Genomic DNA, 24,917 nt, shown 5'->3' on the forward strand with positions numbered 1-24,917 from the left:
GGAGTGTTTATGGCTGTCAAGGTTCTGGTGGTGGACGATTCCGGCTTCTTCAGGCGCCGTGTCTCGGAAATCCTTTCCGCCGACCCGAACATCCAGGTGGTCGGTACTGCGACCAATGGTCGTGAGGCCATCGATCAGGCGTTGGCGCTCAAGCCAGACGTGATCACCATGGATTACGAGATGCCGATGATGGATGGCATCACGGCGGTCCGAAACATCATGCAGCGGTGCCCCACGCCCGTTCTGATGTTTTCGTCACTGACCCATGAGGGCGCCCGGGTAACCCTCGATGCGCTGGATGCCGGTGCCGTCGACTACCTGCCGAAGAACTTCGAAGACATCTCGCGCAATCCGGACAAGGTCAAGGCTTTGCTGTGCGAGAAGGTCCATACCATTGCTCGCAGTAACCGCCGCTATAGCGCCTACAACCCGCCGGTGCCGGCGACTGTATCCAGCACTGCGTCAACGGTAGCCAGAAGCACTGCAGCGCCCACGGTGCGGCCAGCGAGTTCAGCTGGATCTACGGGGGGCGCAGCCCCAAAGCGGAAGGCCTATAAACTGGTGGCGATCGGCACCTCCACCGGCGGGCCGGTCGCATTGCAGCGTGTGCTGACGCAACTGCCAGCCAATTTTCCTACACCTCTGGTCTTGATCCAGCATATGCCGGCGGCTTTCACCAAGGCCTTTGCCGAGCGCCTCGACAAGTTGTGCCGGATTTCGGTCAAGGAGGCGGAGGACGGCGATGTGCTGCGTCCGGGCCTGGCACTGCTGGCACCAGGTGGCAAGCAGATGATGATCGACGCGCGTGGCGCGGTCCGTATCCTGCCAGGCGATGAACGCCTCAATTACAAACCCTGTGTCGATATCACCTTCGGCTCTGCCTCCAAGTCGTTCAATGACAAGGTATTGGCGGTGGTGCTGACCGGCATGGGGGCTGATGGCCGTGAGGGTGCGCGCCTGCTCAAGCAGAGCGGCAGCCAGGTGTGGGCGCAGGACGAAGCCAGTTGCGTTATCTATGGGATGCCTATGGCGGTGGTGAAGGCCAACCTGGCTGATGCGGTTTATGGCCTCGAAGACATCGGTCGGCATCTGGTCGAGGCATGCGTCTGATGGATGTACTCAGCCTTATCGGGATCATCCTGGCCTTTGTCGCGATCATCGGCGGCAATTACCTCGAGGGCGGCCACCTTGGCGCGCTGTTGAACGGCCCCGCCGCGCTGATTGTTATAGGCGGTACCTTGGGCGCCGCTTTTCTGCAGGCGCCGGTCAACGTGTTCAAGCGCTCTTTGACCATTTTGCGCTGGATTATCTTTCCCCCGCATATCGACCTGGTTGGTGGTATCAATCGTGTAGTCGGCTGGAGCATGACCGCGCGCAAGGAAGGGTTGCTGGGGCTGGAGCCAATCGCTGACAGCGAGCCGGACCCTTATGCCCGCAAAGGCCTGCAACTGCTGGTCGACGGTGCCGAGCCCGAGGCCATTCGCAGCATTCTCGAAGTCGACCTGTACACCCAGGAAAGCCGTGATATCCAAGCCGCCAAGGTATTCGAAAGTATGGGTGGCTATGCGCCAACCATCGGCATCATCGGTGCGGTGATGGGGTTGATCCATGTGATGGGCAACCTGGCCGATCCGAGCAAGCTCGGCAGTGGCATCGCAGTGGCCTTTGTCGCCACCATCTACGGTGTAGCGCTTGCCAACCTGTTGTTGCTCCCGGTGGGCAACAAGCTCAAGGCGATTGCCGCACGCCAGTCCTGTTACCGCGAGATGCTGCTCGAGGGCATCCTATCCATCGCCGAAGGGGAAAATCCGCGCTCCATCGAGTTGAAGTTGCAAGGCTTCATGGAATGACCGGGCGAGGGGATCGACATGGCTCGGCGGCGTAGGCAGGAGGAGCATGAGAATCACGAGCGCTGGCTAGTGTCCTACGCGGACTTCATTACCCTGTTGTTCGCATTCTTCGTGGTGATGTACTCGATCTCCTCGATCAACGAGGGCAAGTACAAGGTGCTGTCCGAGAGCCTGGTCGGCGTGTTCAGCGAGCCGGAGCGGGCGATCAAGCCAATACCGATTGGTGATCAGCGGCCGAAAACCACCGAAACCGATAAGTCCCTGGTCGACGATGAGAAGGCGACTCAGCCCACGATAGACGCCCCCGGTTCTGATCCGCTGGTGGAGATTGCCGACAGTTTCCGTGATGCTTTTGGTGATCTGATCAATTCGGAACAACTGACTGTGCGCGGCAATGAGCTGTGGGTCGAGATCGAGCTGAACTCCAGCCTGTTGTTCCCCAGTGGCGATGCAGTACCGAACGATGTGGCCTTTCAGTTGATCGAAAAAGTCGCGAAAATTCTCGCCCCCTACGAGAACCCCATCCATGTCGAGGGCTTCACGGACAACAGGCCGATCAGCACAGCCCAATTCCCCAGCAACTGGGAACTGTCTACCGCACGTGCTGCGAGCATCGTGCGCATGCTGGCAATGGATGGCGTCAATCCGGGGCGGATGGCCGCGGTGGGCTATGGTGAGTTTCAGCCGGTCGCCGACAACGCCTCGGAAGAGGGACGGGCACGTAACCGCCGTGTAGTGCTGGTGATCTCGCGTAATCTGGATGTGCGGCGCAGCATCAGTGGCGTTGGCAGTGCCAACGCAAAGCCTGATGCAGCATTGCGGCGTGCTGGCACACAACCTGCACCAGCACCTGCATCCGCGGCGTCGCCGGCGTCTTCCGTCAATATTTCGACGCCCGCGCCATGAAACAACTATCAAATCTCGGAGCGGCCTCGGCCGTGCCGGGAGGATGGGAATAATGAAAGTCTGGGCAGTAGCCAATCAAAAAGGTGGGGTCGGCAAGACCACCACATCCGTCGCCCTGGCAGGCCTGTTGGCGGATGCCGGCAAGCGCGTGGTGGTGGTCGATCTCGACCCGCATGGCTCGATGACCAGCTACTTCGGCCATGACCCGGACAGCCTTGAAGAGAGCTGTTTCGACCTGTTTCTGCATCAGGGCAATGTGCCGCAAGGTTTGCCGGCGCGCCTGTTGCTGCCGAGCAGCCACGAGCAAATCAGCCTACTGCCCTCGAGTACCGCCTTGGCGACACTCGAGCGTCAGTCGCCCGGGCAAAGCGGGCTCGGGTTGGTGATCGCCAAAAGCCTGGCGCAATTGTGGGGGGATTTCGATCACGCCATCATCGATTGTCCGCCACTGCTGGGCGTCCTGATGGTCAATGGCTTGGCAGCAAGCCAGCAACTGGTGATCCCGGTGCAGACCGAGTTTCTGGCCGTGAAGGGGCTGGAGCGCATGGTCAGTACCCTGGCCATGATCAATCGGTCGCGCAAGCAAGCCTTGCCCTACGCCATCGTGCCCACCCTGTTCGACCGCCGTACGCAAGCGTCGATGAACACCCTTCGCACATTGCGCTCCGCCTATCCGGAGCATCTATGGCAGGCCTATGTGCCGGTGGATACGCGCTTGCGTGATGCCAGCCGTGCCGGCGTAGTACCCTCGCAGTTCGATCGCAATAGCCGTGGAGTGATTGCCTACCGGGCATTGCTCAAGCACCTGTTGGCCGCACAACCCTCGAGTCAGGTGGCCTGACATGTCATTGGCTATTGCGCGCGCAGGTTCAAGTGAGTCACATATCCGGCCGATACGCTGTACAGATCCCATGCACGGAATGTCTTCATGAGTCGTAGCGTCGCTACCGCCAGCCGCTCCCAACTGGCGCTGCAATCCTATCTGGACGGCTTGCTACAAGATGCAGCGGCTGAGCTGGAGGAAAGCGTAAGCCTGGATGAGTTCGAGGCTGCAGTGCTTGAGGAGCAGGTCCGTGATGCACGTCTGACGCCGCAGCCGGTCATGGTGGTAGCCGAAAAACCGTTGCCTGTCCTCGCCAGTGAAACGGCAGAAGTACTGCCCACCATCGTCTTGCCCATGCCCGAGGCGCCTGTGGTCGAGGAGCCGACAGTAGTAGCTCCGGCGCTCATCGAGCCTGTAGTCGATTTGCAGGCCGCATCGGTCGATGTGCCAGCCGCGCTCGATTTTTCCGCACGTCCGAGCTGGGGAGAGGCGCCTTTCGAATGTCTGTTGTTCGATGTTGCCGGGCTCACGCTGGCTGTTCCGCTGGTGTGTCTGGGGTCGATCTATCCTTTGACTGGCACTGAGCTGACGCCATTATTTGGCCAGCCGGACTGGTTTCTTGGCATCCTGCCGTGTCAGGCTGGCAACCTCAAAGTGCTCGATACTGCACGTTGGGTGATGCCGGAGCGTTACCGTGATGATTTCCGCGATGGCCTGAACTACGTCATTTCGGTCCAGGGTTATGAGTGGGGGCTGGCGGTACATCAGGTCAGTCGTTCGATTCGCCTGCTGCCGGAAGAAGTGAAATGGCGCAGTCATCGCGCGCAGCGCCCCTGGTTGGCGGGCACGGTGATCGAGCATATGTGCGCCCTGGTCGACGTGGCGTCACTGGCTGAATTGATCGCCAGCGGTGCCACCCGTAAACAGGGCAGTGGCCATGGCCACCAAATTTGATGGGCTACGCCTCGTGCGCAGCTCTATAGTGATGACAGCGGGGTGCACCCGCGTATGCCGCCATGGGCGGTTCTCGACGAGGCTAGGGATATGAAGAAAACGTCTGCGCAAGGTGCCGAAGATCCCATTCTGCAGTGGGTTACCTTCCGCCTGGATAACGAGACTTATGGCATCAATGTGATGCAGGTCCAGGAGGTATTGCGCTACACCGAAATTGCTCCAGTGCCCGGTGCACCGACCTATGTCCTGGGCATCATCAACCTGCGCGGCAATGTGGTAACGGTCATCGATACCCGCCAGCGTTTCGGCCTCGATTCTGCACCGGTGACCGATAACACCCGTATCGTGATCATCGAAGCGGACAAACAGGTCGTGGGCATTATGGTCGACAGTGTGGCCGAAGTGGTTTATCTGCGTCAGTCCGAGGTCGAGACCGCTCCGAATGTCGGTAACGACGAGTCGGCCAAGTTCATCCAGGGCGTCTGCAACAAAAACGGCGAGCTGCTGATTCTGGTCGAGCTGGACAAGATGATGTCCGAGGAAGAATGGTCCGAACTGGAGAGCTTCTGATCCATGCTTGAGATCGCGGTCGCCATCCTCGCTCTGTTCTGCATCGCGCTGGCGGGCACCTGCCTGTGGCTGTCGATGAGTCTGCGTCAGCAGGCTCAACTGCAGGCGGAGCGAGATCGCGTCCGTGATCAGCGGCTCAAGGAGCTGAGCCGTCGTCTGGATACCTACCTCACCGGCAGCATTCGCATGGGCGAAGAGTTGCACGAGTTGCGCCGCGTCGTGGCACCGTTACCTGACAAGGTCAGTCAGATCGAGCAGCGCGATCCTTCCAGTTTCTCCTTCACCCAGGCCGCACGGCTTGCCGGGATGGGCGCCAGCGTCGATGACCTGACTAGCGCTTGTGGCTTGAGCAAGGCGGAAGCCGAGCTGGTGAGCAAGCTGCAGCAGGCGAAACAGCGCTCGTGAGCGCTATCACCATCCTTCTTTAGCGTTTGGGACCATCAAGCAATAGCGCGGGTGGCGTGATGTCACGGTCCTCCCCGAAACCTGGCGGGCATTTGCCTTTCAAGTACCAGGCAAAGGCAATGATTTCGGCAATGCTGCGATAGAGTGGCTCTGGAATCGCATCGCCCAACTCCAAGCGGGCAAGCAGCCGGACCAATTCCGCGTTCTCGTAGATCGGTACCTCATGCTCTCGGGCAATCGCCAGAATGGCTTCGGCCAGTTCGTCATCACCCTTGGCGGTGAGGCTTGGCGCGTTGGCGCCATCGTAGGAGAGGGCGATCGCCTGGCGGGGGGCAGGTTTTTTCATGCGGTTTCATCCACCCAGCGTTGTTCCAGATGCGTACGTGTGCCTTGGGGAGGCAGTCCCTGGCGACAGGCCAGCTCACCCACCTCGAAGCCTGCGTTGAGCAATCGCTCACGCAGGTTGCCCAGCTCCTGCTCGATAAGCTCCGCCGTTCTGCCTTGTTGTGCCCAAAGCTGGCTGGAGAAACTGCCGCGCAGCAATTGCGCCTGCACCTGCAATGGGCCGAGTGGCTCCAGATCGAAAGCCAGGTCGAGACGCCATAGGATCTCCTGCTGATCTTTTTTCTCGCCGCCGCTGTTTTCCTCTTCACGCTGAAGCTTGATCTGCAGCGGGACGATATCGCTCTGGTTGCGCATTGGCACTTCCAGTTGCCAGGTGGTCAGTTGGCTGCCGGTAGCGGTGGTCTCTGTTTGTGCCAGGCTCGAGAGCTGGTGGGTTTGCAGGCGCGCGATGGCGGAGGCAGCCAGCTTGAGTAGCATTTCGAGGTCAGGGCTTTCGTCCATCGACTGCAGCAAGCGCGAGGGCAGGGGGAAGCTGAGCGCCTGCTGCCGCAGGTTGGCCTGACCGACTCGGCCCAGGGCATCGCGGAGCAGGGCGGGGAGGGCCTGGGCCAGCAGCGAGCTGGCATTTGCCGTCTGCAAGGGCGAGCTGGAGGGCAGGTTCGGGATCATCTGTGCGACCAGGCGCAGCAGGTTGGCTTTGAGGTCTTGTGTGGCAGAGCCCTGACCGCTGAGCAGTTTGCCTTCGAGAAAGGCACCGCTGTTGGCGATGGCTTGGGCCAATCCTTTTGAGGTGCTGAGTTGATCGGCGCTCGGAAGCAGGCCCAGTAGCTTGTCGATGCCGCCGCGCAATTCATCCGGCGCCCCGTTTCCCAGACTTTGCAGGGCCTTGAACAGGCCGTCCATGGAGCCTTGCCGGGCTTGTTGCGCGGCAAGTTGCTGCCCCAAGACCAGTTGATCGAGGCGGCTGCTCAGTGGGAGGAAATTCAGCGCCTGACTGCCCTGTACCTGGGCTGTCAGCAGGCTGCCAACAGGTAATGGAAAGGGTGTTTCCACGCTGAGTTTGCTGCCAGCCAATGGCGTGTTGAGTAGGCCGACCAGGACTTTATAGATGACTTGCTGGGCCTTGTTCTGTGCCAGTTGTTCACTCGCCTCGACTTTGCCCTGCAGCACGGTACCGACCGGTAACTGCTGCAGATCCAGGCTGGTAAGCGCTTTGCTGAGCCCCGCCTGTAAAGTCAGGCTTAGCCGGGTTTCCGACAGGGCCGTTACCGCCAATGCAGCGCCTGGCGTAAAAGGGCGAGGACTGCTGGCTTCCAACGTGGTCTGGCGACCGTTCTCCAGCGTCAGTTTGAGCAAGAGTTGAAAGCTCTGAGCGCTTTCCTTGACTGCAACCACTTCCGCCTTGGCGCTTTCGCCAGCAGCTAGCATGCCTTCGAGCGGCTTCAGCAGCTTTACGGCCAGGTCGGCAGCGGCTTGTGCGGGGCGCGATGGAGGTGGTGTTGCAGGAAGTGGGCGCGGGCTGCTGATTTCTGCCATTGCCAGGTTACACCCTGTCGAAAAGCCGGCTTCGGGGCGCAAGCCCGGCATGTATAATGCCGCCCCGTTCGGGTCGGCTGATTGTTCAGTATAGCGGCCTGGATATTGCCGACTTGAACCCCCGATGGGTAGCGATGCGTTGACCAGTGTTTACCTAGAAGCCCAAGCCGTCGCCTGTGAGCGCGATTGGCGCCTGCTGTTCGAGGGGCTGGATCTGAGCCTGTCGGCGGGCACCATGCTGCAGGTCAGCGGCCCCAATGGTAGCGGCAAGACCAGTCTGTTGCGCCTGCTCGCCGGCTTGATGCAGCCCACTGCGGGTGAGGTGCTGCTCAATGGCAAGGCACTGAGCGCGCAGCAGGGCGAGTTGGGCGGTAACCTGGTCTGGATTGGCCACGCTGCCGGAATCAAGGGTTTGCTCACCGCCGAGGAAAATCTGGCCTGGCTCTGTGCACTGCACCGTCCGGCTGAGCGTGAGGCGATATGGCAGGCGTTGGCCGCCGTCGGTCTGCGCGGCTTCGAAGACGTCCCCTGTCACACCTTGTCCGCTGGTCAGCAACGTCGCGTGGCACTGGCGCGGCTGTACCTCGATGCACCGCCGCTGTGGATTCTCGATGAACCATTCACCGCACTCGACAAGCAGGGGGTCGCCCAGCTCGAGGCTCATCTGGCCACCCATTGCGAGCAGGGTGGCATCATCGTGATGACCACTCACCACACGCTTGTCACTAAGCCCGCTGGCTATCGCGAGCTGGATCTCGGACGACCCGCCGCATGAGCCGCGTATTTCTGCCGTTGATTGCCCGTGAAGCACGACTGCTGTTTCGACGCCCGGCGGAGCTGGTCAATCCGCTGGTGTTCTTTGCCATCGTCATTGCGCTGTTTCCCCTGGCCGTTGGTCCGGAAACCAATCTGTTGCAGCGTTTGTCTCCCGGACTTGTCTGGGTTGCGGCGTTACTGGCCGTGTTGCTCTCGCTGGACGGCCTTTTTCGCAGTGATTTCGAGGACGGCTCGCTGGAGCAGTGGGTCCTTTCGTCGCACCCCCTGCCTCTTCTGGTTTTGGCCAAGGTGCTGGCACACTGGGCCTTTTCCGGCCTGGCCCTGGTGATACTGTCGCCGCTGCTGGCACTGATGCTCGGGTTGCCCTCGCAGTGCCTGCCGGTGTTGCTGCTCTCGCTGCTGCTCGGTACGCCGATACTGAGCCTGCTTGGCGCGGTGGGCGCCGCGCTTACCGTTGGCCTCAAGCGTGGCGGTTTGTTGCTGGCACTGCTGATTTTGCCGTTGTACGTGCCGGTGCTCATTCTGGGCAGTGGTGCTCTGCAAGCTGCTCTGCAAGGATTGCCGGCTGCGGGTTACCTGTTGTGGTTGGCCAGCCTGACTGCCCTGGCTGTCACCCTGACACCGTTTGCGATTGCCGCCGGCCTGAAAATCAGCGTCGGTGAATAACTACAAGTTGATCGAGTTACCGTGACGATGAAGTGGACGTGGTTTCACAAACTGGGTTCGCCCAAGTGGTTTTATGAAATCAGTGGTCGCTGGCTGCCTTGGTTGGCAATTGCCGCTGTATTGCTGCTGGTCGTTGGCCTGGTTTGGGGGCTGGCTTTCGCGCCGCCCGAGAAATACCAGGGCAACAGCTACCGAATCATCTATATCCACGTGCCGGCGGCTTTTCTCGCCCAATCCTGCTACCTGATGATGGCGGTGGCCGGTGCCGTGGGCCTGATCTGGAAGATGAAACTGGCGGATGTCGCTTTGCAACAGGCGGCAGTCATCGGCGCCTGGCTGACCTTTATCGCATTGCTGACTGGTGCCATCTGGGGCAAGCCGACCTGGGGCACCTACTGGGTGTGGGACGCGCGCCTGACCTCGATGCTGATCCTGCTGTTCCTGTACTTCGGCATCATCGCGCTCGGTCAGTCGATCAGTAACCGCGACAGCGCCGCGAAAGCCTGTGCCGTGCTGGCGCTGGTCGGCGCGGTGAACATCCCGATCATCAAGTACTCGGTCGAAATGTGGAACACGCTGCATCAGCCAGCCACGTTCACCGTGACCGGCAAGGCCACCATGAGTGCGCAGATGTGGTTGCCGCTGTTGATTTCCATTCTCGGACTGTACTGCTTCTTCGCCGTGGTGCTGCTGATGCGCATGCGTCTGGAAGTGCTCAAGCGCGAGTCGCGCAGCACCTGGGTGAAGGCTGAAGTGCAGCGCCTGGTGGAGGGCCGCAGATGAGTTTTGCATCGTTTGGCGAATTCCTCGCCATGGGCACGCATGGTCCTTATGTCTGGTCGGCCTATGGCATCAGCCTGGCGGTACTGGCCCTCAACGTCGTTCTGCCGATCCTGGCGCGGCGCCGTTATCTGCAAGACGAGGCGCGCCGTTTGCGCCGGGAGAGCAATCAGTGAATGCGGTCCGCAAGAAACGCCTGTACATCGTCCTCGCCATTCTCGCCGGGGTCGGCATTGCCGTCAGCCTGGCGCTGTCCGCCCTGCAGGAGAACATCAACCTGTTCTACACCCCGACGCAGATTGCCAATGGCGAGGCGCCCGTGGATTCGCGCATCCGTGCCGGCGGCATGGTCGCCGAGGGTTCGCTGAAGCGTACCGGCGACTCGCTGGACGTCGAGTTCGTGGTGACCGATTTCGCCAAGAGCGTGACCATTCGCTATCGCGGCATCCTGCCCGATCTGTTTCGTGAAGGGCAGGGCATCGTCGCCCTGGGCAAACTGAATACCGATGGCGTGCTGATCGCCGATGAAGTCCTGGCCAAGCACGATGAGAACTACATGCCGCCGGAAGTGACCAAGGCCCTCAAGGAAAGCGGTCAGGCGCCGCAGCCTGCCGGGAAGGAGGGTTGAGCATGAACACGGCACTGATGATTCCCGAACTGGGGCAGCTGGCGATGATCATCGCCTTGTGTTTGGCCGTGGTGCAGGCAACCCTGCCGTTGATCGGCGCCTGGCGGGGTGACCGTCAATGGATGAGCCTGGCGCAGCCAGCAGCCTGGGGTCAGTTCGCCTTCCTGCTGTTCTCCTTCGCCTGCCTGACCTGGTCGTTCATGGCGGATGACTTCTCCGTGGCCTACGTGGCCAGCAACTCCAACAGCGCGTTGCCCTGGTATTACAAGTTCAGCGCCGTGTGGGGCGCCCACGAAGGTTCGTTGCTGCTCTGGGCGTTGATTCTCGCTGGCTGGACCTTCGCCGTGGCGATCTTCTCCCGGCAGTTGCCGGAAGTGATGCTGGCTCGTGTGCTGGCCGTGATGGGGATGATCAGCATCGGTTTCCTGCTGTTCCTCATCGTCACGTCCAACCCATTCGAGCGCCTGCTGCCCAACGTGCCGGCCGACGGGCGCGACCTCAATCCATTGCTGCAGGACTTCGGCCTGATTGTGCATCCGCCGATGCTGTACATGGGCTACGTCGGCTTCTCCGTGGCCTTCGCCTTCGCCATCGCCGCGTTGCTTGGCGGCAAGCTGGACGCGGCCTGGGCGCGCTGGTCGCGGCCCTGGACCATCGTTGCCTGGGCATTCCTTGGCATCGGTATCGCCCTGGGCTCCTGGTGGGCCTACTACGAACTCGGCTGGGGCGGCTGGTGGTTCTGGGACCCGGTGGAAAACGCCTCGTTCATGCCCTGGCTGGTCGGCACGGCGCTGATCCACTCGCTGGCCGTGACCGAGAAACGTGGCGTGTTCAAGAGCTGGACCGTGCTCCTGGCCATTGCAGCATTCTCGCTGAGCCTGCTCGGTACGTTCCTGGTTCGTTCCGGTGTACTGACCTCGGTGCACGCGTTCGCCACCGATCCCGAGCGTGGCGTATTCATCCTGGCGTTCCTGCTGCTGGTGATCGGTGGTTCGCTGACCCTGTTCGCCATCCGTGCGCCAGTGGTCAAGAGCCAGGTTGGCTTTGCCCTGTGGTCGCGTGAGACGTTGCTGCTGGTCAACAACCTGGTGCTGGTAGTGGCGGCTTCGATGATCCTGCTCGGCACGCTGTACCCACTGGTGCTGGATGCGATCAGCGGAGCCAAACTCTCGGTCGGTCCGCCGTACTTCAATGCGCTGTTCGTGCCGTTGATGGCGGTGCTGATGGTGGTGATGGCCGTCGGTGTACTGGTGCGCTGGAAGGACACGCCGGTCAAATGGCTGCTCGGCATGCTCACGCCCGTGCTGCTCGGTAGTGTTGCGCTGGGTGTGCTGGCCAGCCTGCTGATGGACGACTTCCACTGGTCGGCGTTGGCGGTCTTCCTGCTGGCTGCCTGGGTGGTGCTGGCGGGTGTGCGTGGTCTGCTCGACAAAACCCGCCCCAAAGGGCTGTTCAAAGGCATCCTGGCGCTGAACAGCAGCTATTGGGGCATGCAAATGGCTCACCTGGGGATTGCCGTCTGCGCCATTGGCGTGGTGCTGGTCAGTCTCGGCAGCAGCGAGCGCGACCTGCGCCTGGCGCCCGGCGAGGCGCTGGAGCTGGGCGGCTACCGGTTCGTTTTCGAGGGTGCCGTGCACCATGAGGGGCCTAACTACACCTCCGATCGCGGCACCGTACGGGTATTCGATGGCGGCAAGCAGGTTGCCGTGTTGCATCCGGAAAAGCGCCTGTACACCGTGCAGCAGATGCCAATGACCGAGGCGGGGATCGATCCCGGCTTTACCCGCGACCTGTATGTGGCGCTGGGTGAGCCACTGGAAGATGGCGCCTGGGCCGTGCGCGTGCACATCAAGCCGTTCGTGCGCTGGATCTGGTTGGGCGGAATGCTGATGGGCTTTGGCGGCTTGCTGGCCGCGTTCGACAAGCGCTATCGGGTCAAGGTCAAAACCCGTGTACGTGATGCACTAGGCCTCAATGGAGTCGTTGCATGAAGCGTCTGATCCTGCTGGTTCCGCTGGTGCTGTTTCTTGGCATGGCCGTGATTCTTTACCGCGGCCTGTTTCTCGATCCATCCGAGCTGCCGTCTGCTCTGATCGACAAGCCACTGCCTGCCTTCAGCCTGCCGGACCTGAAGGATGAGCAGCGCATGATCACCGAGAAGGATCTCAAGGGGCCTGCACTGGTCAACGTCTGGGCTACCTGGTGCCCGACCTGCAAGGCGGAGCATCAGATGCTCAATCGCCTGGCCGAGGCCGGCGTGGTGATTCATGGGGTCAACTACAAGGACGATAGCGAGGCCGCGCGCAAGTGGCTGAAGGACTACCTGGATCCCTACAAGGTCAATGTGGCCGATCCGCAAGGTTCGCTCGGTATCAACCTTGGCGTCTATGGCGCGCCGGAGACCTTCCTTATCGATGCACAGGGCATCATCCGCCATAAATACGTCGGCGCTATTGATGAGCGCGTTTGGCGCCAGGAGTTGGCACCACGCTACCAGGCCCTGCTGGAGGAAAAACAGTGAAGCGCCTGCTGATCGCCTGCCTGCTGGGCCTGAGCCTGGTCGGCGTGGCGCGTGCCGCCATCGATACCTACGAGTTCAGGGACGAAACCGAGCGCGAGCGCTTCCGTACCCTGACCGAAGAGCTGCGCTGTCCCAAGTGCCAGAATCAGAACATCGCCGACTCCAACGCACCGATTGCCACTGACTTGCGGCGGGAAATCTACCGCATGCTGGAGGAGGGCAAGAGCAACGGCGATATCGTCGATTACCTGGTAATGCGTTACGGCGATTTCGTGCGCTACAAGCCACCGGTCGATGCACGTACTTATCTGCTCTGGTTCGGTCCAGGCGCTCTTTTGCTGGGTGGCCTGGTGTTGCTCGGCGTGCTGGTGATACGCCGCCGGCGCGTGGAAAACTCTCCAGAACAGGCCGCGCTTTCACGTCTCGAAGCTGAGCAACTAAACACGTTGCTCCAGAAAAACTCCCAGGAACCTAAAGACCCATGATCGAATTCTGGCTTGCCGCCGGCCTGCTGTTGCTGGTGGGCCTGGCTTTCCTGCTGATTCCCGTATTGCGTGGGCGCAAGGCCCAAGCCGAGGAGGATCGCACCGCGCTGAATGTTGCTCTGTATCAGGAGCGTATCGCCGAATTGCAGGGCCAGCGTGCAGCGGGCGTGCTCACCGAGGAGCAGTTGCAGGCTGGGCAAGCTGAAGCGGGCCGTGAGCTGCTGGCCGATACCGAAGGCGCTGCCGCAGCGCGTGTTTCCCGCCTGGGTAAGGCGCTGCCGTTGCTTGCCGCCATTCTGGTTCCGGTCGTCGCGGGCGGTTTGTACCTGCACTGGGGCGCAAGCCAACAACTGACAGCGATGAGTGAACAGCGCGAACTGTCGGTCGAGGAAATGACTGCGCGCCTGGAAGCGTCGGTGAAAGCCCAGCCGGATGCTGCAGAGTCCTGGTATTTCCTAGGCCGTATCTATATGGCGCAGAACCGTGCGCCCGAGGCGGCTCATGCCTATGAGCAAGCGGTTAAAGCGGCGGGACGAGTACCTGAACTGTTGGGGCAATGGGCGCAGGCTGTGTATTTCGCCAATGGCAAGAAATGGTCGGAGCAGGTGCAGAACCTGACCGATGAGGCGCTCAAGGCTGATCCTCAGGAAGTAACCAGCCTGGGCCTGCTGGGTATCGCCGCATTCGAAGACGAGCGCTATGCCGAGGCCATCGATTACTGGCAGCGCCTGGTCGCATTGATGCCGGCAGAAGACCCGTCTCGTCAGTCGATTCAAGGCGGTATCGAACGTGCTCGCGAGAAGCTACAGGCCAATGGTGAGTCTCTACCAGCGCCGGTAGTCGCGGCTTCAACTGCAGCAATCAAAGTGCGGGTGAGCCTGGCTGAGGCGCTGCAGGGCAAGGTCGAGCCGGGTGACAGTGTGTTCATCTTCGCTCGTGCCGTTTCCGGCCCGCCGATGCCGTTAGCGGCCAAGCGCCTGACCGTGGCGCAGTTGCCGGCAGAGGTCGAACTGAGTGATAGCGATGCGATGATGGCGCAATTGAAGCTGTCTGCATTTCCCGAGGTTCAATTGGTGGCACGTATTTCACGAGCCGGCAATGCCACGGCCGGTGAGTGGATCGGTCGCGGACAGCCGATAGCCAGCAGTACGACCGAGCAGCAGGAACTGATCATCGACAGCGCTGACCAAGCTAAATGACCCATTCAGTTCGCCTGTCACTTGTGCTGTTTCTGGTGCTGCTTGGCGGTTGTAGCGTCAGCCGCACGTTGCCACCGTCGACACCACCAGCACAGCAGCCCCAGTTGCCTTCCCAGCAGCCAGGGCAGACCTTGCCGGAAAAACCGCAACAGCCCTCGATCCAGCAGACCCATCCCCGTTTTGCTCCGCCGCCGGGTGGTAACAGTTACTGGGATAATCACCTCAGCGTGTATGTGATCAAGACCGAGGCGAATCTCTACTACCGCGACCGCACTTATTACCGCTGGAGCAATGGCTGGAGCTGGGCCAGTAGCCAGCGTGGCCCCTGGCTACCTACTGATAGCAGTGGTGTGCCTGCCGCTCTGGGGCGCAAGTACGCTCAATAGTGATTCTGTACTAATCCTTGCTGACCGTTACCAAGGTGCGCATTAAGCACCTTGTGGGTGATGCGTCGGTATTTGGCGCGGCGGGATTGCATGGTGGCAGGCAGCGCAAGGTGCTGCGATACAGTGGTCTTGGCGGGGAAAAACCCTGTGGTAAACTCCGCCGATCTTGCCTTCAGCACCCCGCATCTCAAGGAAAAGCATGACCTTCACGGCAGCGGATAGCCCTGTTCTGCAGTTCTCCGTGCGTAATCGCGTGGAGGCTCCGGTATGCGTCTGAAGTGCATCAAGCTGGCCGGTTTCAAGTCTTTCGTCGATCCTACTACCGTCAATTTTCCGAGCAACATGGCCGCAGTAGTCGGTCCCAATGGTTGCGGTAAATCCAACATTATCGATGCCGTACGCTGGGTAATGGGCGAGAGTTCGGCGAAGAATCTCCGCGGCGAGTCGATGACGGATGTCATCTTCAACGGCTCCAACACCCGCAAGCCGGTAACCCAGGCCAGCATCGAGCTGATCTTCGATAATAGCGATGGCACCCTGACTGGCGAGTACGCGGCCTTTGCAGAAATCTCCATCCGTCGCCGGGTAACCCGAGACAGTCAGAACACCTACTTTCTCAACGGCGTGAAATGCCGGCGTCGCGATATCACGGATATCTTCCTTGGCACCGGCCTTGGCCCGCGCAGCTATTCGATCATCGAGCAGGGCATGATCTCCAAGCTGATCGAGGCCAAGCCCGAAGACCTGCGCAACTTCATCGAGGAGGCGGCTGGCATCTCCAAGTACAAGGAGCGCCGCCGCGAGACGGAAAGCCGTATCCGCCGCACCCATGAGAACCTGGCGCGCCTGACTGATCTGCGTGAGGAGTTGGAGCGTCAGCTCGAGCGTTTGCATCGCCAGGCCCAGGCAGCGGAAAAGTATCAGGAATACAAGGCTGAGGAGCGGCAGCTCAAGGCACAATTGGCGGCCCTGCGTTGGCAGGCGCTGAACGAGCAGGTCGGCCAGCGTGAGCGCGGGATCGGTGATCAGGAAGTGGCCTTCGAGGCGCTGATCGCCGAACAGCGCAGTGCCGATGCCAGTATCGAACGCCTGCGCGATGGCCATCACGAGCTGTCGGAACGTTTCAACCTGGTACAAGGCCGCTTCTATTCGGTGGGCGGCGACATCGCCCGGGTCGAACAGAGCATTCAGCATGGCCAGCAGCGTCTGCGTCAGTTGCAGGACGACCTCAACGAGGCCGAGCGCGCGCGCTTGGAAACCGAGTCCCACCTCGGGCATGACCGCACCTTGCTGGCCACTCTCGGCGAAGAGCTGGCCATGCTCGAACCCGAGCAGGAGCTGACCAGCGCCGCAGCCGAGGAGGCTTCCGCGTTTCTGGAGGAGGCGGAGGCGGGCATGCATGGCTGGCAGGAGCAGTGGGATGGCTTCAACCAGCGCAGTGCCGAGCCACGCCGACAAGCCGAAGTTCAGCAGTCACGTATCCAGCAATTGGAAAACAGCCTGGAGCGCCTGGCCGAGCGCCAGCGCCGTCTGGCCGACGAGCTGGCCCAGTTATCTACCGATCCTGAAGATGCGGCCATCCTCGAGCTGTCCGAGCAACTGGCTATCACCGAACTGACCCTGGAGGAACTGCAGGTAGGCGAGGACGGGCTGGTCGAGCGCCTTGAGCAGTTGCGCAACGAGTTGCAGCAAGCCGCTCAGGCGCAGCAGCAGGCCCAAGGCGAGTTGCAGCGACTCAATGGTCGTCTTGCTTCGCTTGAGGCCTTGCAGCAGGCCGCCCTGAATCCGGGCAAGGGGGCGGGGGAGTGGCTGCGCGAGCAGCAGCTGCACACGCGTCCGCGCCTTGCAGAAGGGCTCCGGGTTGAGAATGGCTGGGAGCTGGCGGTGGAAACCGTGCTTGGCGCGGACTTGCAGGCTGTGCTGCTGGATGATTTCAACGGGCTCGACCTGACTGGATTTACCCAGGGTGAGCTGCGATTGCTGACGCCCCAGCCTGTTGCCGGGCGTATTGCCGGGAGCCTGCTCGACAAGGTTGAAGCCAGTTTCGACCTGGCACCTTGGCTGGCCAGGGTGCGCCCGGTCGAAACCCTGGACGATGCCCTGGCTCAGCGCGGGCGGCTAGCCGATGGCGAGAGCCTGATCAGTCGTGATGGGTATTGGGTTGGTCGACATTTTCTGCGCGTGCGCCGTGCCAGCGAGGCGGAAAGCGGTGTGCTGGCGCGTGGCCAGGAGTTGGAGCGCCTCGGGCTTGAGCGCGAGGAGCGCGAAGCGGTTCTGGCTGACCTCGACGAGCAGCTTCAGCAACTGCAGGCTAGCCAGCGCCAGCAGGAGGATGCCCGAGAGCAGCAGCGTCGCCAGGTTCAGGAACAGGCCCGCCGCCAGGGCGAGTTGAAGGCGCAACTGTCTGCTGGTCAGGCCAAGGCGGAACAATTGACCCTGCGCCGCCAGCGTCTCGACAGCGAACTGCTTGAGCTGGCTGAGCAGCGCGAGCTGGAGCAAGAGCAATTGGGCGAGTCGCGCCTGATCCTGCAGGACGCCCTGGATGCCATGGCCATCGATACCGAGCAACGTGAGCAGTTGCTGGCCCAGCGCGATGCCTTGCGTGAGCGACTGGATCGTGTACGCCAGGAGGCCCGGCAGCACAAGGATCACGCCCATCAACTGGCTGTGCGCCTGGGCTCGATCAAGGCTCAGCACGAGTCGACGCGCCAGGCGCTTGAGCGCCTCGAATTGCAGTTCGAGCGAGCCATCGAACGCCGCGAGCAGCTAAGCCTGAACCTGGAAGAGGGTGAAGCACCGCTGGAAGAGCTGCGTATCAAGCTCGAGGAACTGCTCGACAAGCGCATGGGTATCGAGGACGAGCTCAAGCTGGCGCGTCTGGCCCTGGAAGATGCCGACCGTGAGTTGCGCGATGCGGAGAAGCGCCGCACCCAGGCCGAACAGCAGGCAGCGTTGCTACGTGGTCAGTTGGAGCAGCAGCGCATGGACTGGCAAGGTCTCAGCGTTAGGCGCAAGGCGTTGCAGGAGCAGTTGCAGGAGGATGGCTACGACCTGCACGGCGTTCTGGCGACCCTGCCTGCCGAGGCAGGCGAGAAGGCTTGGGAAGAAGAGCTGGAGCGGCTGGCTGCGCGTATCCAGCGCCTGGGGCCGATCAACCTGGCGGCTATCGACGAGTATCAGCAGCAGTCCGAGCGTAAACGCTATCTCGATGCCCAGGATGCCGACCTGGTCGAAGCGTTGGACACCCTGGAAAACGTTATCCGCAAGATCGACAAGGAAACGCGCAATCGTTTCAAGGAAACCTTCGACCAGATCAATACCGGTCTGCAGGCCCTGTTTCCGAAAGTTTTCGGTGGCGGACACGCATATCTTGAACTCACCGGCGAAGATCTACTCGATACAGGGGTGGCGATCATGGCGCGGCCGCCGGGCAAGAAGAACAGCACCATCCACCTGCTGTCTGGTGGTGAGAAAGCGCTGACTGCGCTGGCACTGGTGTTTGCCATCTTCAAGCTCAATCCGGCGCCGTTCTGCATGCTCGATGAAGTGGATGCACCACTGGATGACGCTAACGTCGGTCGCTATGCGCGACTGGTCAAGGAGATGTCGGAAACAGTGCAGTTCATCTACATCACGCACAACAAGATTGCGATGGAGATGGCGGATCAATTGATGGGCGTAACCATGCACGAGCCGGGTTGCTCGCGTCTGGTGGCCGTGGATGTAGAGGAGGCATTGTCACTGGTCGAAGCATGACCGGAACATGGCGTGATCTGGGTGAAGTGCTACATTTTTTGCAGCATGTCCATACGACCAAGATTGCCTTGCGGCGGTGCACTTTTACCGTTCGTCGTGCTAGTTTAGGCGTCACTTTTTTTACACACAGAAAATACCTGTAAGAACATACAGTTGTCTGTGTTTTCAGGGGCGGGACGCCCTTTCTTCATCATTATTTTTACTGGTTCAGGGGCTCGAATAATTCATGGAAATCGGTCTGCGCGAATGGCTGATCGTCATCGGCATCATCGTTATCGCCGGCATTCTCTTTGACGGCTGGCGGAGAATGCGGGGTGGTAAAGGCAAGTTGAAGTTCAAGCTCGACCACAGTTTTAGCAACCTACCAGACGACGACTCCGATCCTGACCTGCTCAGCAAGCCGCGGATTATTGACCGCAAGCGCGAACCGGAAATCGTCGAAGACATGCCTACGATGAGCGCAGGCGAACTTAACCGGCGCCGTGGCCGCAACATCGAACCGCAACAGGGTGACCTCAACCTGGATGTCGAAGAGCCAGTGCCGACGCTGCTCAACCCGGTCGACGAGAAGCTGGATATCGAGCCGGAGTTGCCAAAAGACGCACTGCCTGTCGAGGAAGTGCTGGTGATCAACGTGGTCGCCCGCGAAGGCGAGGTCTTCAATGGCCCGGCCTTGTTGCAGAACATTCTGGAAAGCGGCCTGCGTTTCGGTGAGATGGATATCTTCCACCGCCACGAGAGCATGGCAGGCAACGGCGAAGTGCTGTTCTCCATGGCCAACGGCGTCAAGCCGGGCACCTTCGATCTCGATGACATCGAGCTGTTCAGCACCCGTGCAGTCAGCTTCTTCCTCGGCATGCCGGGGCCGCGTCATCCGAAGCAGGCATTCGATGTGATGGTCGCCGCAGCCCGTAAGCTGTCCCATGAGCTCAATGGCGAGCTCAAGGACGATCAGCGCAGCGTGCTGACCGCGCAAACCATCGAACACTACCGCCAGCGCATTGCCGAATTCGAACGCAAGCAGTTGACCCACAAACGATAAACACTGCAGCAAGCGACAAGCCCCAAGCTACAAGCCCTGCGCTTGGTTTGGGGCTTTGTTCTTAGAGCCTGCCTGCGATCTTCTGGCTGCCGGCCATGCCGTCCTGCAACGACCAACGGGAGAGCAGCCATAGGCTGGCCCGAAAGGCAGGCAAAGCGAACCAAACTGGCTGGCCCGCATTCGAAAGATCGTAAACAGGCTCTTACAGGGCTTGTGCTTGCCTGCCTGAGGCCATTGAACCATGACCGATATCGCACCGCCCGCCGCCCGTATTCTTGAACTGCGCGCCGAGCTGGATCAGCACAACTATCGCTATTACGTGCTGGATGAGCCGAGCATTCCCGATGCTGAATACGACCGGCTGTTTCGTGAGCTACAAAGCCTGGAAGCTGCTCATCCTGAGCTGGTGACAGCGGATTCGCCGACCCAGCGTGTGGGTGGTGCCGCGCTAAGTGCATTCGGCGAAGTGCGTCATGAAGTACCGATGCTCAGTCTGGGCAATGCCTTCGAAGAGGACGATCTGCGTGCCTTCGACCGCAGTGTGCAAAGTGGCCTGGGCCTGCAGGGTGGCGATTTGTTCGGAGGCGGCGCCGAGGTGCAGTACAGCTGTGAGCCCAAGCTCGACGGCCTGGCGGTGAGCCTGTTGTACGAGAATGGCCAACTGGTGCGCGGTGCGACCCGTGGTGACGGTAGCACCGGCGAGGACATCAGCAGCAACGTGCGCACCATCCGCAATGTACCGCTGCGGCTGCAGGGCAGTGGCTGGCCAGCGTTGCTGGAGGTGCGTGGCGAGGTATTCATGCCCAAGGCTGGCTTCGAGGAGCTCAACGCGCGCCAGGCCGAGGCGGGCGGCAAGACATTCGCCAACCCGCGCAACGCGGCTGCCGGCAGCCTGCGTCAGCTCGATCCGAAGATCACCGCCAGCCGCCCGCTGGAGTTCTGCTGCTACGGCATCGGCCAAGTCAGCGGCGAACTGCCGGCCACCCAGGTCGGCATGCTCGAACGACTCAAGAGCTGGGGTATTCCGATCAGCCGTGAGCTGAAACTGGCCAGAGGCATCGAGGCATGCCTGGCGTATTACCGTGATATTGGTGAGCGGCGCCTGGAATTGCCTTATGACATCGATGGTGTGGTGTTCAAGGTCAATACCATCGAAGATCAGCAGCAACTGGGCTTTCGGGCACGCACGCCGCACTGGGCCATTGCCCACAAGTTTCCCGCGATGGAAGAGCTGACCGAGTTGCTGGATGTCGAGTTCCAGGTCGGCCGTACGGGTGCGGTGACGCCTGTGGCCCGCCTGAAACCGGTGAAGGTCGCGGGAGTGATGGTGGCCAATGCCACGCTGCACAACATGGACGAGGTGGCACGGCTGGGCTTGATGATTGGCGATACGGTGATCATCCGCCGTGCAGGCGATGTGATTCCTCAGGTCATGCAGGTGGTGATCGAGCGCCGGCCTGATGATGCCAAACCGGTGCATGTTCCTGAGCAATGCCCGGTCTGTGGCTCGGCGGTCGAGCGCACGCAGCTGGTCAAGCGCAGCAAGGGCCGGGAGTCGGTCAGTGATGGCTCGATCTATCGCTGTGTCGGCCGGCTGGCCTGCGCGGCACAGCTGAAGCAGGCGATCATCCATTTCGTCTCGCGCCGGGCGCTGGATATCGAGGGGCTTGGCGACAAGATCGTCGAGCAACTGGTCGATACCGGCCTGGTGGCTTCGCCTGCCGATCTGTTTGTATTGACCTATGAGCAGGTGGTGGCCCTGGAGGGTTTTGCCGACCTGTCCACGCGCAATTTGTTGGCGGCGATTGCCGAGAGCAAGAAGCCGACTCTGGCTCGCTTCATCTACGCCTTGGGTATTCCCGATGTCGGTGAGGAAACCGCCAAGCTATTGGCGCGCGCGTTGGGTTCGCTGTCCCGTATCGAACAGGCGTTGCCGGAGGTGCTGACCTGGTTGCCTGATGTCGGCGGCGAGGTGGCACATGAGATACACAGTTTCTTCGAGGATGCTCACAACCGCTCGGTAATCGACCAACTGCTCGCGCGTGGTATCGAGTTGCAGGAGGAGGGCGAGCTTCATGCCGAGTTTGCCGCGTGCACCACGCTTGCCGGCTTCATCGACAAGCTTGGCATTCCCTTCATCGCCGCCACAGGCGCGGAGAAGCTGGCGGCTCGTTTCGGTTCCCTGGACGGCATCATCGGCGCTGACTGGCTCGATCTGCGCCAGGTCGAGCGCCTCAATGAGAAGGCCGCACGCTCGCTGCGTGAGTTTTTTGATCAGCCCGCCAATACTGAACAGGCCCGTCGGGTCGAGGCGCAGTTGCGTGCGTTCGGCATGCACTGGGAAAGCGAGAAGAAGGTGGTCGAAGGATTGCCGCTGGCGGGGCAAACCTGGGTGCTGACTGGCAGCCTCGAGGTGATGAGCCGCGATATCGCCAAGGACAAGCTGGAGGGCCTGGGCGCGAAGGTGGCGGGATCGGTATCGGCCAAGACGACCTGCGTGGTAGCCGGGCCCGGTGCAGGGTCCAAATTGGCCAAGGCCAATGAGCTGGGGGTGCGTGTGCTGGATGAAGCGCAGTTCGTTGCGCTGCTAGGCGACTACGGCCTTTGACTGAAGGGCGAACAAGGCTGGTTCCATGGCAGGGTACCAGCCGAGTCCTACTTAGAGCCGCATGATCTGCAGTGCATCATTAGATGCAAGGCCATGAACGGTTCTTAGTTGATTGCGTCGGTCAGAACCTTGGCAGGCACCAGCTTGACGACTTTTTTCGCAGCGATTTCGATGCTCTTGCCGGTCTGCGGGTTGCGGCCGGTACGGGCCGGGCGCTCGTTGACCTTGAGCTTGCCAACACCCGGAAGGGTGATTTCACCGTCGTTTTCCAGGGCATCGGCAACGATCTGGCCAAGCTGGTCGAGCACGGCACGGATAGTGGCTTTCGGGGTGTCGACGGCTTCGGCGAGGTCGCTGATCAACTGGTCTTTGGTCAAGGCCATGGGTAACTCCATGAATGGCTGAAGGATATGGACGAGGCTGTAAGCCGCGACGCAGAGCGCAAGCTAACACAAAGATCTGCCCATCGCTCTTGCTCAGGCTTAGTCTGCTTCGATGTCGTTCCGGTTCCTGACGTCTTGCGAAATACCACCGCGGCCCTGCTTTCTCGTCAGAAAATAGAAACTTAAGGGTTCGATCCACGTGCGGCGCGTGGGCGATTGCCGATCAAATAACGCTGGCGAATAAGTGAGTCGTGCGTGTGTGTTTTGCGTTTTGGCGTTCAAGTAACGGGCTAATCGTTCCGATAAACAGGCATGCCAATACAAGAAACTGGAGCGCCACCATGTTGCGACTTTTCGCTGATCTGGGTTTTCGCTGGAAAATAGCGCTGCCGATCTTTTTGCTCGCAGCGCTGCTGGTTCTCATGGGTGGGCTGGGAATGCAGGGGATTGGCCAGGTCGCGGACTCCAGCACCAAGCTGACCAATCGCTATTTACCCGCCATCAGCCTGTTGCTGAATGCCGATCGCGATCTTTACCAGGCGTTCGTTGCCGAGCGCAGCCTGCTTGATGAAGGGGCTGCCGATCATGTGCAGGCATTGAAAGCTTCGCACGCCGAGAATCTGCAACAGTCGCTCGACCGCGTGCAGAAATATGCCGCCATGCAACCCGGTGCAGATGCCATGCGCCTGGTTGCTGATTTCGAGCGCAGATTCGCGCAGTGGAAGTCGACCTCGATTCAGGTGTTGGAACTGGCGGCCAGCCAGCCCGATGCAGCATCGAGGCTCAGCTTTGGCGACAGTGAGGCCCAATTCGAGGCTGCTCGCGACATGATCGATCAACTGGGGGAGCTTGAGGACAAGGCCGCGAATGCCGAGGGCGTTGCGGCTATCACCCTGGGCGAGCAGCGGAGCTGGCAGCAAGGTGCAATTATCGGCATCGGTTTGCTGATCTGCGCGGTATTGGTGGTTGGCTTTCCCGTACTGGTCACACGTCCTCTGCACAATCTGCTCAACCGCATCGAGCAAATCGCTGATGGTGACGGGGATTTGCGGGTACGCCTGGAAGTGATGTCGCGTGACGAACTGGGGCGCCTCAGTGAGGCCTTCAACCGTTTTCTCGACAAGCTGCAGCCGTTGATCAAAGAAGTGGGTCGGGTCACCGGTGAGGTTGCCGATTCAGCCAAAAGCCTTGCTGGCATGGCGGCGGCCAATGATCGCCTGATCAATAGCGAGCATGCGGCAGTGGATCAGGTCAGCACTGCAGCTACAGAAATGAGCACTGCGGTGCACGAAGTGGCGCGCAATGCACAGAATGCCGCAGACGTTGCACGGACAGCCGAGGTGCAGTCGCGCGAAGGTGCACATGTGGTCGGGGCGACCATTCATGCCATTCGCCAGTTGGCCCAGGAAGTGGAAAGCGCCTCTGACACCATCCAGACCCTTGAGCAGGAGACCGCGAACATCGGTGCGGTACTGGCGGTGATCAAGGGCATTGCCGAGCAGACCAACCTGCTGGCACTCAATGCGGCGATCGAGGCGGCGCGGGCGGGCGAGCAGGGGCGTGGTTTTGCCGTGGTGGCCGATGAGGTACGGGCCCTGGCTGCCCGGACCCAGGACTCGACCAAAGATATCCAGAATATGATCGAGCGCCTGCAGGGCGGCGTGCAGAACGCCGTCAAGGCGATGCAGTCTGGCAGCGTCAAGGCGCGCGATAGCGTCGAGCGTGCTGCCGGGGTCGACGATGCGCTTTCGGCCACTGGAGATTCCGTGGCCAGGATCAATGACATGGCGGCACAGATCGCCACTGCATGCGAAGAACAGAGCGCGGTCACCGAGGAAATCGCCCGTAACATCAGCGATATTCGCGATCTGTCCAATGAAGCGGCGCAAACCTCCGAGCAGAGCACCCAAGCGAGCCAGCGGCTGTCGGAGCTTTCCTCCGGGCTGGCGCAACTGGTTGGTCGCTTTCGCGTATGAAAAACTCCATGTGTTTGAAGCAGTTGTAACTTTGCACTTAACCAGTACAATGGCGCGGCCCGTCGCCTGACGGGCTTCGTTATGGTGGCTCTGTCGGTCCCCCCGCAACGATTACCCGTTAACCTGGTCAGGCCCGGAAGGGAGCAGCCACAGCGGGAACATTGTGTGCCGGGGTGTGGCTGGCAGGGCCGCCTCCATAACGCTTCATGTATCCAGCTTCCATTTCCTCAGTGCGCCCTACAGGGCATGGCCTATGGTCGATATGCGGGTGTCCGCTCGTTCAGAGCCGTGGCGTGCATGATCGCCCTCGCGCGGATGCAA

The 24,917-nt window shown here is 60.8% G+C and carries 24 protein-coding genes, 1 other RNA gene and 1 pseudogene; 23 read left to right on the top strand and 3 right to left on the bottom strand.

Annotated elements, in window-relative coordinates; all coding sequences use genetic code 11:
- Window positions 1-9 precede the first annotated feature (9 nt).
- The 7 genes from ACWPW0_RS10910 (at window position 10) to ACWPW0_RS10940 (ending at window position 5,508) form a co-directional block, all read left to right on the top strand.
- Complete coding sequence (locus ACWPW0_RS10910) at window positions 10-1,110, top strand: protein-glutamate methylesterase/protein-glutamine glutaminase (protein WP_454255332.1); 1,101 nt, start codon at window positions 10-12, stop codon at window positions 1,108-1,110.
- A complete protein-coding gene (locus tag ACWPW0_RS10915) occupies window positions 1,110-1,850 on the top strand; it encodes a flagellar motor protein (RefSeq protein ID WP_447595651.1) in 741 nt (246 codons plus the stop codon). Before ACWPW0_RS10910 ends, ACWPW0_RS10915 begins: the two co-directional genes overlap by 1 nt.
- 18 nt (window positions 1,851-1,868) lie before the next feature.
- Window positions 1,869-2,756 carry a flagellar motor protein MotD gene (motD, locus tag ACWPW0_RS10920; RefSeq protein ID WP_447591865.1) on the top strand — a complete coding sequence of 296 codons (888 nt, stop codon included), beginning with the start codon at window positions 1,869-1,871 and terminating at the stop codon, window positions 2,754-2,756.
- Window positions 2,757-2,808: 52 nt separating this feature from the next.
- A complete protein-coding gene (locus ACWPW0_RS10925; RefSeq protein WP_454255333.1) occupies window positions 2,809-3,597 on the top strand; it encodes a ParA family protein in 789 nt (262 codons plus the stop codon).
- Between the two features lie 87 nt (window positions 3,598-3,684).
- Window positions 3,685-4,533, top strand: coding sequence for a CheW domain-containing protein (locus ACWPW0_RS10930; protein WP_454255334.1), 849 nt, complete (start codon window positions 3,685-3,687; stop codon window positions 4,531-4,533).
- A 90-nt stretch (window positions 4,534-4,623) separates the two neighbouring features.
- Complete coding sequence (locus tag ACWPW0_RS10935; RefSeq protein ID WP_447591860.1) at window positions 4,624-5,103, top strand: chemotaxis protein CheW; 480 nt, start codon at window positions 4,624-4,626, stop codon at window positions 5,101-5,103.
- 3 nt (window positions 5,104-5,106) lie between these two features.
- Entirely contained in the window at window positions 5,107-5,508 is a 402-nt protein-coding gene (locus ACWPW0_RS10940; RefSeq protein WP_447591858.1) for a DUF2802 domain-containing protein, read from the top strand.
- A gap of 19 nt (window positions 5,509-5,527) precedes the next feature.
- On the opposite strand, the gene ACWPW0_RS10945 is transcribed toward ACWPW0_RS10940, so the two are convergent.
- Together ACWPW0_RS10945 and fliK are read right to left on the bottom strand one after the other, a co-directional pair.
- A complete protein-coding gene (locus ACWPW0_RS10945; RefSeq protein WP_447591856.1) occupies window positions 5,528-5,854 on the bottom strand; it encodes an EscU/YscU/HrcU family type III secretion system export apparatus switch protein in 327 nt (108 codons plus the stop codon).
- The gene (gene fliK / locus ACWPW0_RS10950; RefSeq protein ID WP_454255335.1) at window positions 5,851-7,389 is read right to left on the bottom strand and encodes a flagellar hook-length control protein FliK; all 1,539 of its coding nucleotides are present in this window, start codon (window positions 7,387-7,389) and stop codon (window positions 5,851-5,853) included. Before fliK ends, ACWPW0_RS10945 begins: the two co-directional genes overlap by 4 nt.
- A gap of 124 nt (window positions 7,390-7,513) precedes the next feature.
- Here fliK and ccmA point away from each other — a divergent pair, with 124 nt between their 5' ends.
- The 13 genes from ccmA to ligA all read left to right on the top strand — a co-directional run bounded on the left by ccmA (window position 7,514) and on the right by ligA (window position 22,237).
- A complete protein-coding gene (gene ccmA, locus ACWPW0_RS10955) occupies window positions 7,514-8,164 on the top strand; it encodes a cytochrome c biogenesis heme-transporting ATPase CcmA (RefSeq protein ID WP_454255336.1) in 651 nt (216 codons plus the stop codon).
- Window positions 8,161-8,832: a heme exporter protein CcmB gene (gene ccmB, locus ACWPW0_RS10960; RefSeq protein ID WP_447591852.1), complete on the top strand. Its 672-nt coding sequence runs from the start codon at window positions 8,161-8,163 to the stop codon at window positions 8,830-8,832. The genes ccmA and ccmB overlap by 4 nt, the downstream gene beginning before the upstream one ends.
- A gap of 27 nt (window positions 8,833-8,859) precedes the next feature.
- Window positions 8,860-9,615, top strand: a complete 756-nt coding sequence (locus tag ACWPW0_RS10965) for a heme ABC transporter permease (RefSeq protein ID WP_447591850.1) — start codon at window positions 8,860-8,862, stop codon at window positions 9,613-9,615.
- Window positions 9,612-9,788, top strand: coding sequence for a heme exporter protein CcmD (gene ccmD / locus ACWPW0_RS10970; protein ID WP_447591848.1), 177 nt, complete (start codon window positions 9,612-9,614; stop codon window positions 9,786-9,788). The genes ACWPW0_RS10965 and ccmD overlap by 4 nt, the downstream gene beginning before the upstream one ends.
- The gene (gene ccmE, locus ACWPW0_RS10975; protein WP_454255337.1) at window positions 9,785-10,240 is read left to right on the top strand and encodes a cytochrome c maturation protein CcmE; all 456 of its coding nucleotides are present in this window, start codon (window positions 9,785-9,787) and stop codon (window positions 10,238-10,240) included. The genes ccmD and ccmE overlap by 4 nt, the downstream gene beginning before the upstream one ends.
- 17 nt (window positions 10,241-10,257) lie before the next feature.
- Complete coding sequence (locus tag ACWPW0_RS10980) at window positions 10,258-12,231, top strand: heme lyase CcmF/NrfE family subunit (protein ID WP_454256726.1); 1,974 nt, start codon at window positions 10,258-10,260, stop codon at window positions 12,229-12,231.
- The gene (locus ACWPW0_RS10985; protein ID WP_447591844.1) at window positions 12,228-12,761 is read left to right on the top strand and encodes a DsbE family thiol:disulfide interchange protein; all 534 of its coding nucleotides are present in this window, start codon (window positions 12,228-12,230) and stop codon (window positions 12,759-12,761) included. The genes ACWPW0_RS10980 and ACWPW0_RS10985 overlap by 4 nt, the downstream gene beginning before the upstream one ends.
- Window positions 12,758-13,246: a cytochrome c-type biogenesis protein gene (locus tag ACWPW0_RS10990; RefSeq protein WP_454255338.1), complete on the top strand. Its 489-nt coding sequence runs from the start codon at window positions 12,758-12,760 to the stop codon at window positions 13,244-13,246. Before ACWPW0_RS10985 ends, ACWPW0_RS10990 begins: the two co-directional genes overlap by 4 nt.
- Window positions 13,243-14,445, top strand: a complete 1,203-nt coding sequence (gene ccmI, locus ACWPW0_RS10995; RefSeq protein ID WP_454255339.1) for a c-type cytochrome biogenesis protein CcmI — start codon at window positions 13,243-13,245, stop codon at window positions 14,443-14,445. The genes ACWPW0_RS10990 and ccmI overlap by 4 nt, the downstream gene beginning before the upstream one ends.
- On the top strand, window positions 14,442-14,831 hold the full coding sequence (locus ACWPW0_RS11000) for a hypothetical protein (protein ID WP_454255340.1): 390 nt from the start codon (window positions 14,442-14,444) through the stop codon (window positions 14,829-14,831). The genes ccmI and ACWPW0_RS11000 overlap by 4 nt, the downstream gene beginning before the upstream one ends.
- A 267-nt stretch (window positions 14,832-15,098) precedes the next feature.
- Complete coding sequence (gene smc, locus ACWPW0_RS11005) at window positions 15,099-18,587, top strand: chromosome segregation protein SMC (protein ID WP_454255341.1); 3,489 nt, start codon at window positions 15,099-15,101, stop codon at window positions 18,585-18,587.
- A gap of 226 nt (window positions 18,588-18,813) precedes the next feature.
- The gene (gene zipA / locus ACWPW0_RS11010; protein ID WP_447591834.1) at window positions 18,814-19,629 is read left to right on the top strand and encodes a cell division protein ZipA; all 816 of its coding nucleotides are present in this window, start codon (window positions 18,814-18,816) and stop codon (window positions 19,627-19,629) included.
- A gap of 241 nt (window positions 19,630-19,870) precedes the next feature.
- Entirely contained in the window at window positions 19,871-22,237 is a 2,367-nt protein-coding gene (gene ligA / locus ACWPW0_RS11015; RefSeq protein WP_454255342.1) for an NAD-dependent DNA ligase LigA, read from the top strand.
- Between the two features lie 104 nt (window positions 22,238-22,341).
- Here the strand turns inward: ligA and ACWPW0_RS11020 are convergent, their stop codons facing one another.
- Window positions 22,342-22,620: an HU family DNA-binding protein gene (locus tag ACWPW0_RS11020; protein WP_447591830.1), complete on the bottom strand. Its 279-nt coding sequence runs from the start codon at window positions 22,618-22,620 to the stop codon at window positions 22,342-22,344.
- 341 nt (window positions 22,621-22,961) lie between these two features.
- Here ACWPW0_RS11020 and ACWPW0_RS11025 point away from each other — a divergent pair.
- The 3 genes and pseudogenes from ACWPW0_RS11025 to ffs all read left to right on the top strand — a co-directional run.
- Window positions 22,962-23,738 (top strand): annotated as a pseudogene (locus ACWPW0_RS11025) (MCP four helix bundle domain-containing protein); the annotation flags it as partial.
- Window positions 23,739-23,816: 78 nt separating this feature from the next.
- Window positions 23,817-24,596: a methyl-accepting chemotaxis protein gene (locus ACWPW0_RS11030; RefSeq protein ID WP_454256727.1), complete on the top strand. Its 780-nt coding sequence runs from the start codon at window positions 23,817-23,819 to the stop codon at window positions 24,594-24,596.
- Between the two features lie 91 nt (window positions 24,597-24,687).
- Window positions 24,688-24,784: signal recognition particle sRNA small type (ffs, locus tag ACWPW0_RS11035), an RNA gene on the top strand.
- The last annotated feature ends 133 nt before the right edge of the window (window positions 24,785-24,917 follow it).

The sequence above is a fragment of the Pseudomonas sp. Marseille-Q8238 genome (genome assembly GCF_965111915.1).

Coding starts and splice junctions, on each gene's coding strand:
- ccmB (WP_447591852.1), top strand. CDS start 8,161: ATGAGCCGCGTATTTCTGCCGTTGATTGCCCGTGAAGCACGACTGCTG.
- ACWPW0_RS10915 (WP_447595651.1), top strand. CDS start 1,110: ATGGATGTACTCAGCCTTATCGGGATCATCCTGGCCTTTGTCGCGATC.
- ACWPW0_RS10980 (WP_454256726.1), top strand. CDS start 10,258: ATGATTCCCGAACTGGGGCAGCTGGCGATGATCATCGCCTTGTGTTTG.
- zipA (WP_447591834.1), top strand. CDS start 18,814: ATGGAAATCGGTCTGCGCGAATGGCTGATCGTCATCGGCATCATCGTT.
- ACWPW0_RS10985 (WP_447591844.1), top strand. CDS start 12,228: ATGAAGCGTCTGATCCTGCTGGTTCCGCTGGTGCTGTTTCTTGGCATG.
- fliK (WP_454255335.1), bottom strand. CDS start 7,389: ATGGCAGAAATCAGCAGCCCGCGCCCACTTCCTGCAACACCACCTCCA.
- ACWPW0_RS10945 (WP_447591856.1), bottom strand. CDS start 5,854: ATGAAAAAACCTGCCCCCCGCCAGGCGATCGCCCTCTCCTACGATGGC.
- ACWPW0_RS10935 (WP_447591860.1), top strand. CDS start 4,624: ATGAAGAAAACGTCTGCGCAAGGTGCCGAAGATCCCATTCTGCAGTGG.
- ligA (WP_454255342.1), top strand. CDS start 19,871: ATGACCGATATCGCACCGCCCGCCGCCCGTATTCTTGAACTGCGCGCC.
- ACWPW0_RS11020 (WP_447591830.1), bottom strand. CDS start 22,620: ATGGCCTTGACCAAAGACCAGTTGATCAGCGACCTCGCCGAAGCCGTC.
- ACWPW0_RS11030 (WP_454256727.1), top strand. CDS start 23,817: ATGGCGGCGGCCAATGATCGCCTGATCAATAGCGAGCATGCGGCAGTG.
- ACWPW0_RS10930 (WP_454255334.1), top strand. CDS start 3,685: ATGAGTCGTAGCGTCGCTACCGCCAGCCGCTCCCAACTGGCGCTGCAA.
- ACWPW0_RS10965 (WP_447591850.1), top strand. CDS start 8,860: ATGAAGTGGACGTGGTTTCACAAACTGGGTTCGCCCAAGTGGTTTTAT.
- motD (WP_447591865.1), top strand. CDS start 1,869: ATGGCTCGGCGGCGTAGGCAGGAGGAGCATGAGAATCACGAGCGCTGG.
- ACWPW0_RS10910 (WP_454255332.1), top strand. CDS start 10: ATGGCTGTCAAGGTTCTGGTGGTGGACGATTCCGGCTTCTTCAGGCGC.
- ACWPW0_RS10940 (WP_447591858.1), top strand. CDS start 5,107: ATGCTTGAGATCGCGGTCGCCATCCTCGCTCTGTTCTGCATCGCGCTG.
- ccmI (WP_454255339.1), top strand. CDS start 13,243: ATGATCGAATTCTGGCTTGCCGCCGGCCTGCTGTTGCTGGTGGGCCTG.
- ACWPW0_RS10925 (WP_454255333.1), top strand. CDS start 2,809: ATGAAAGTCTGGGCAGTAGCCAATCAAAAAGGTGGGGTCGGCAAGACC.
- ccmD (WP_447591848.1), top strand. CDS start 9,612: ATGAGTTTTGCATCGTTTGGCGAATTCCTCGCCATGGGCACGCATGGT.
- ccmA (WP_454255336.1), top strand. CDS start 7,514: ATGGGTAGCGATGCGTTGACCAGTGTTTACCTAGAAGCCCAAGCCGTC.
- smc (WP_454255341.1), top strand. CDS start 15,099: ATGCGTCTGAAGTGCATCAAGCTGGCCGGTTTCAAGTCTTTCGTCGAT.
- ACWPW0_RS11000 (WP_454255340.1), top strand. CDS start 14,442: ATGACCCATTCAGTTCGCCTGTCACTTGTGCTGTTTCTGGTGCTGCTT.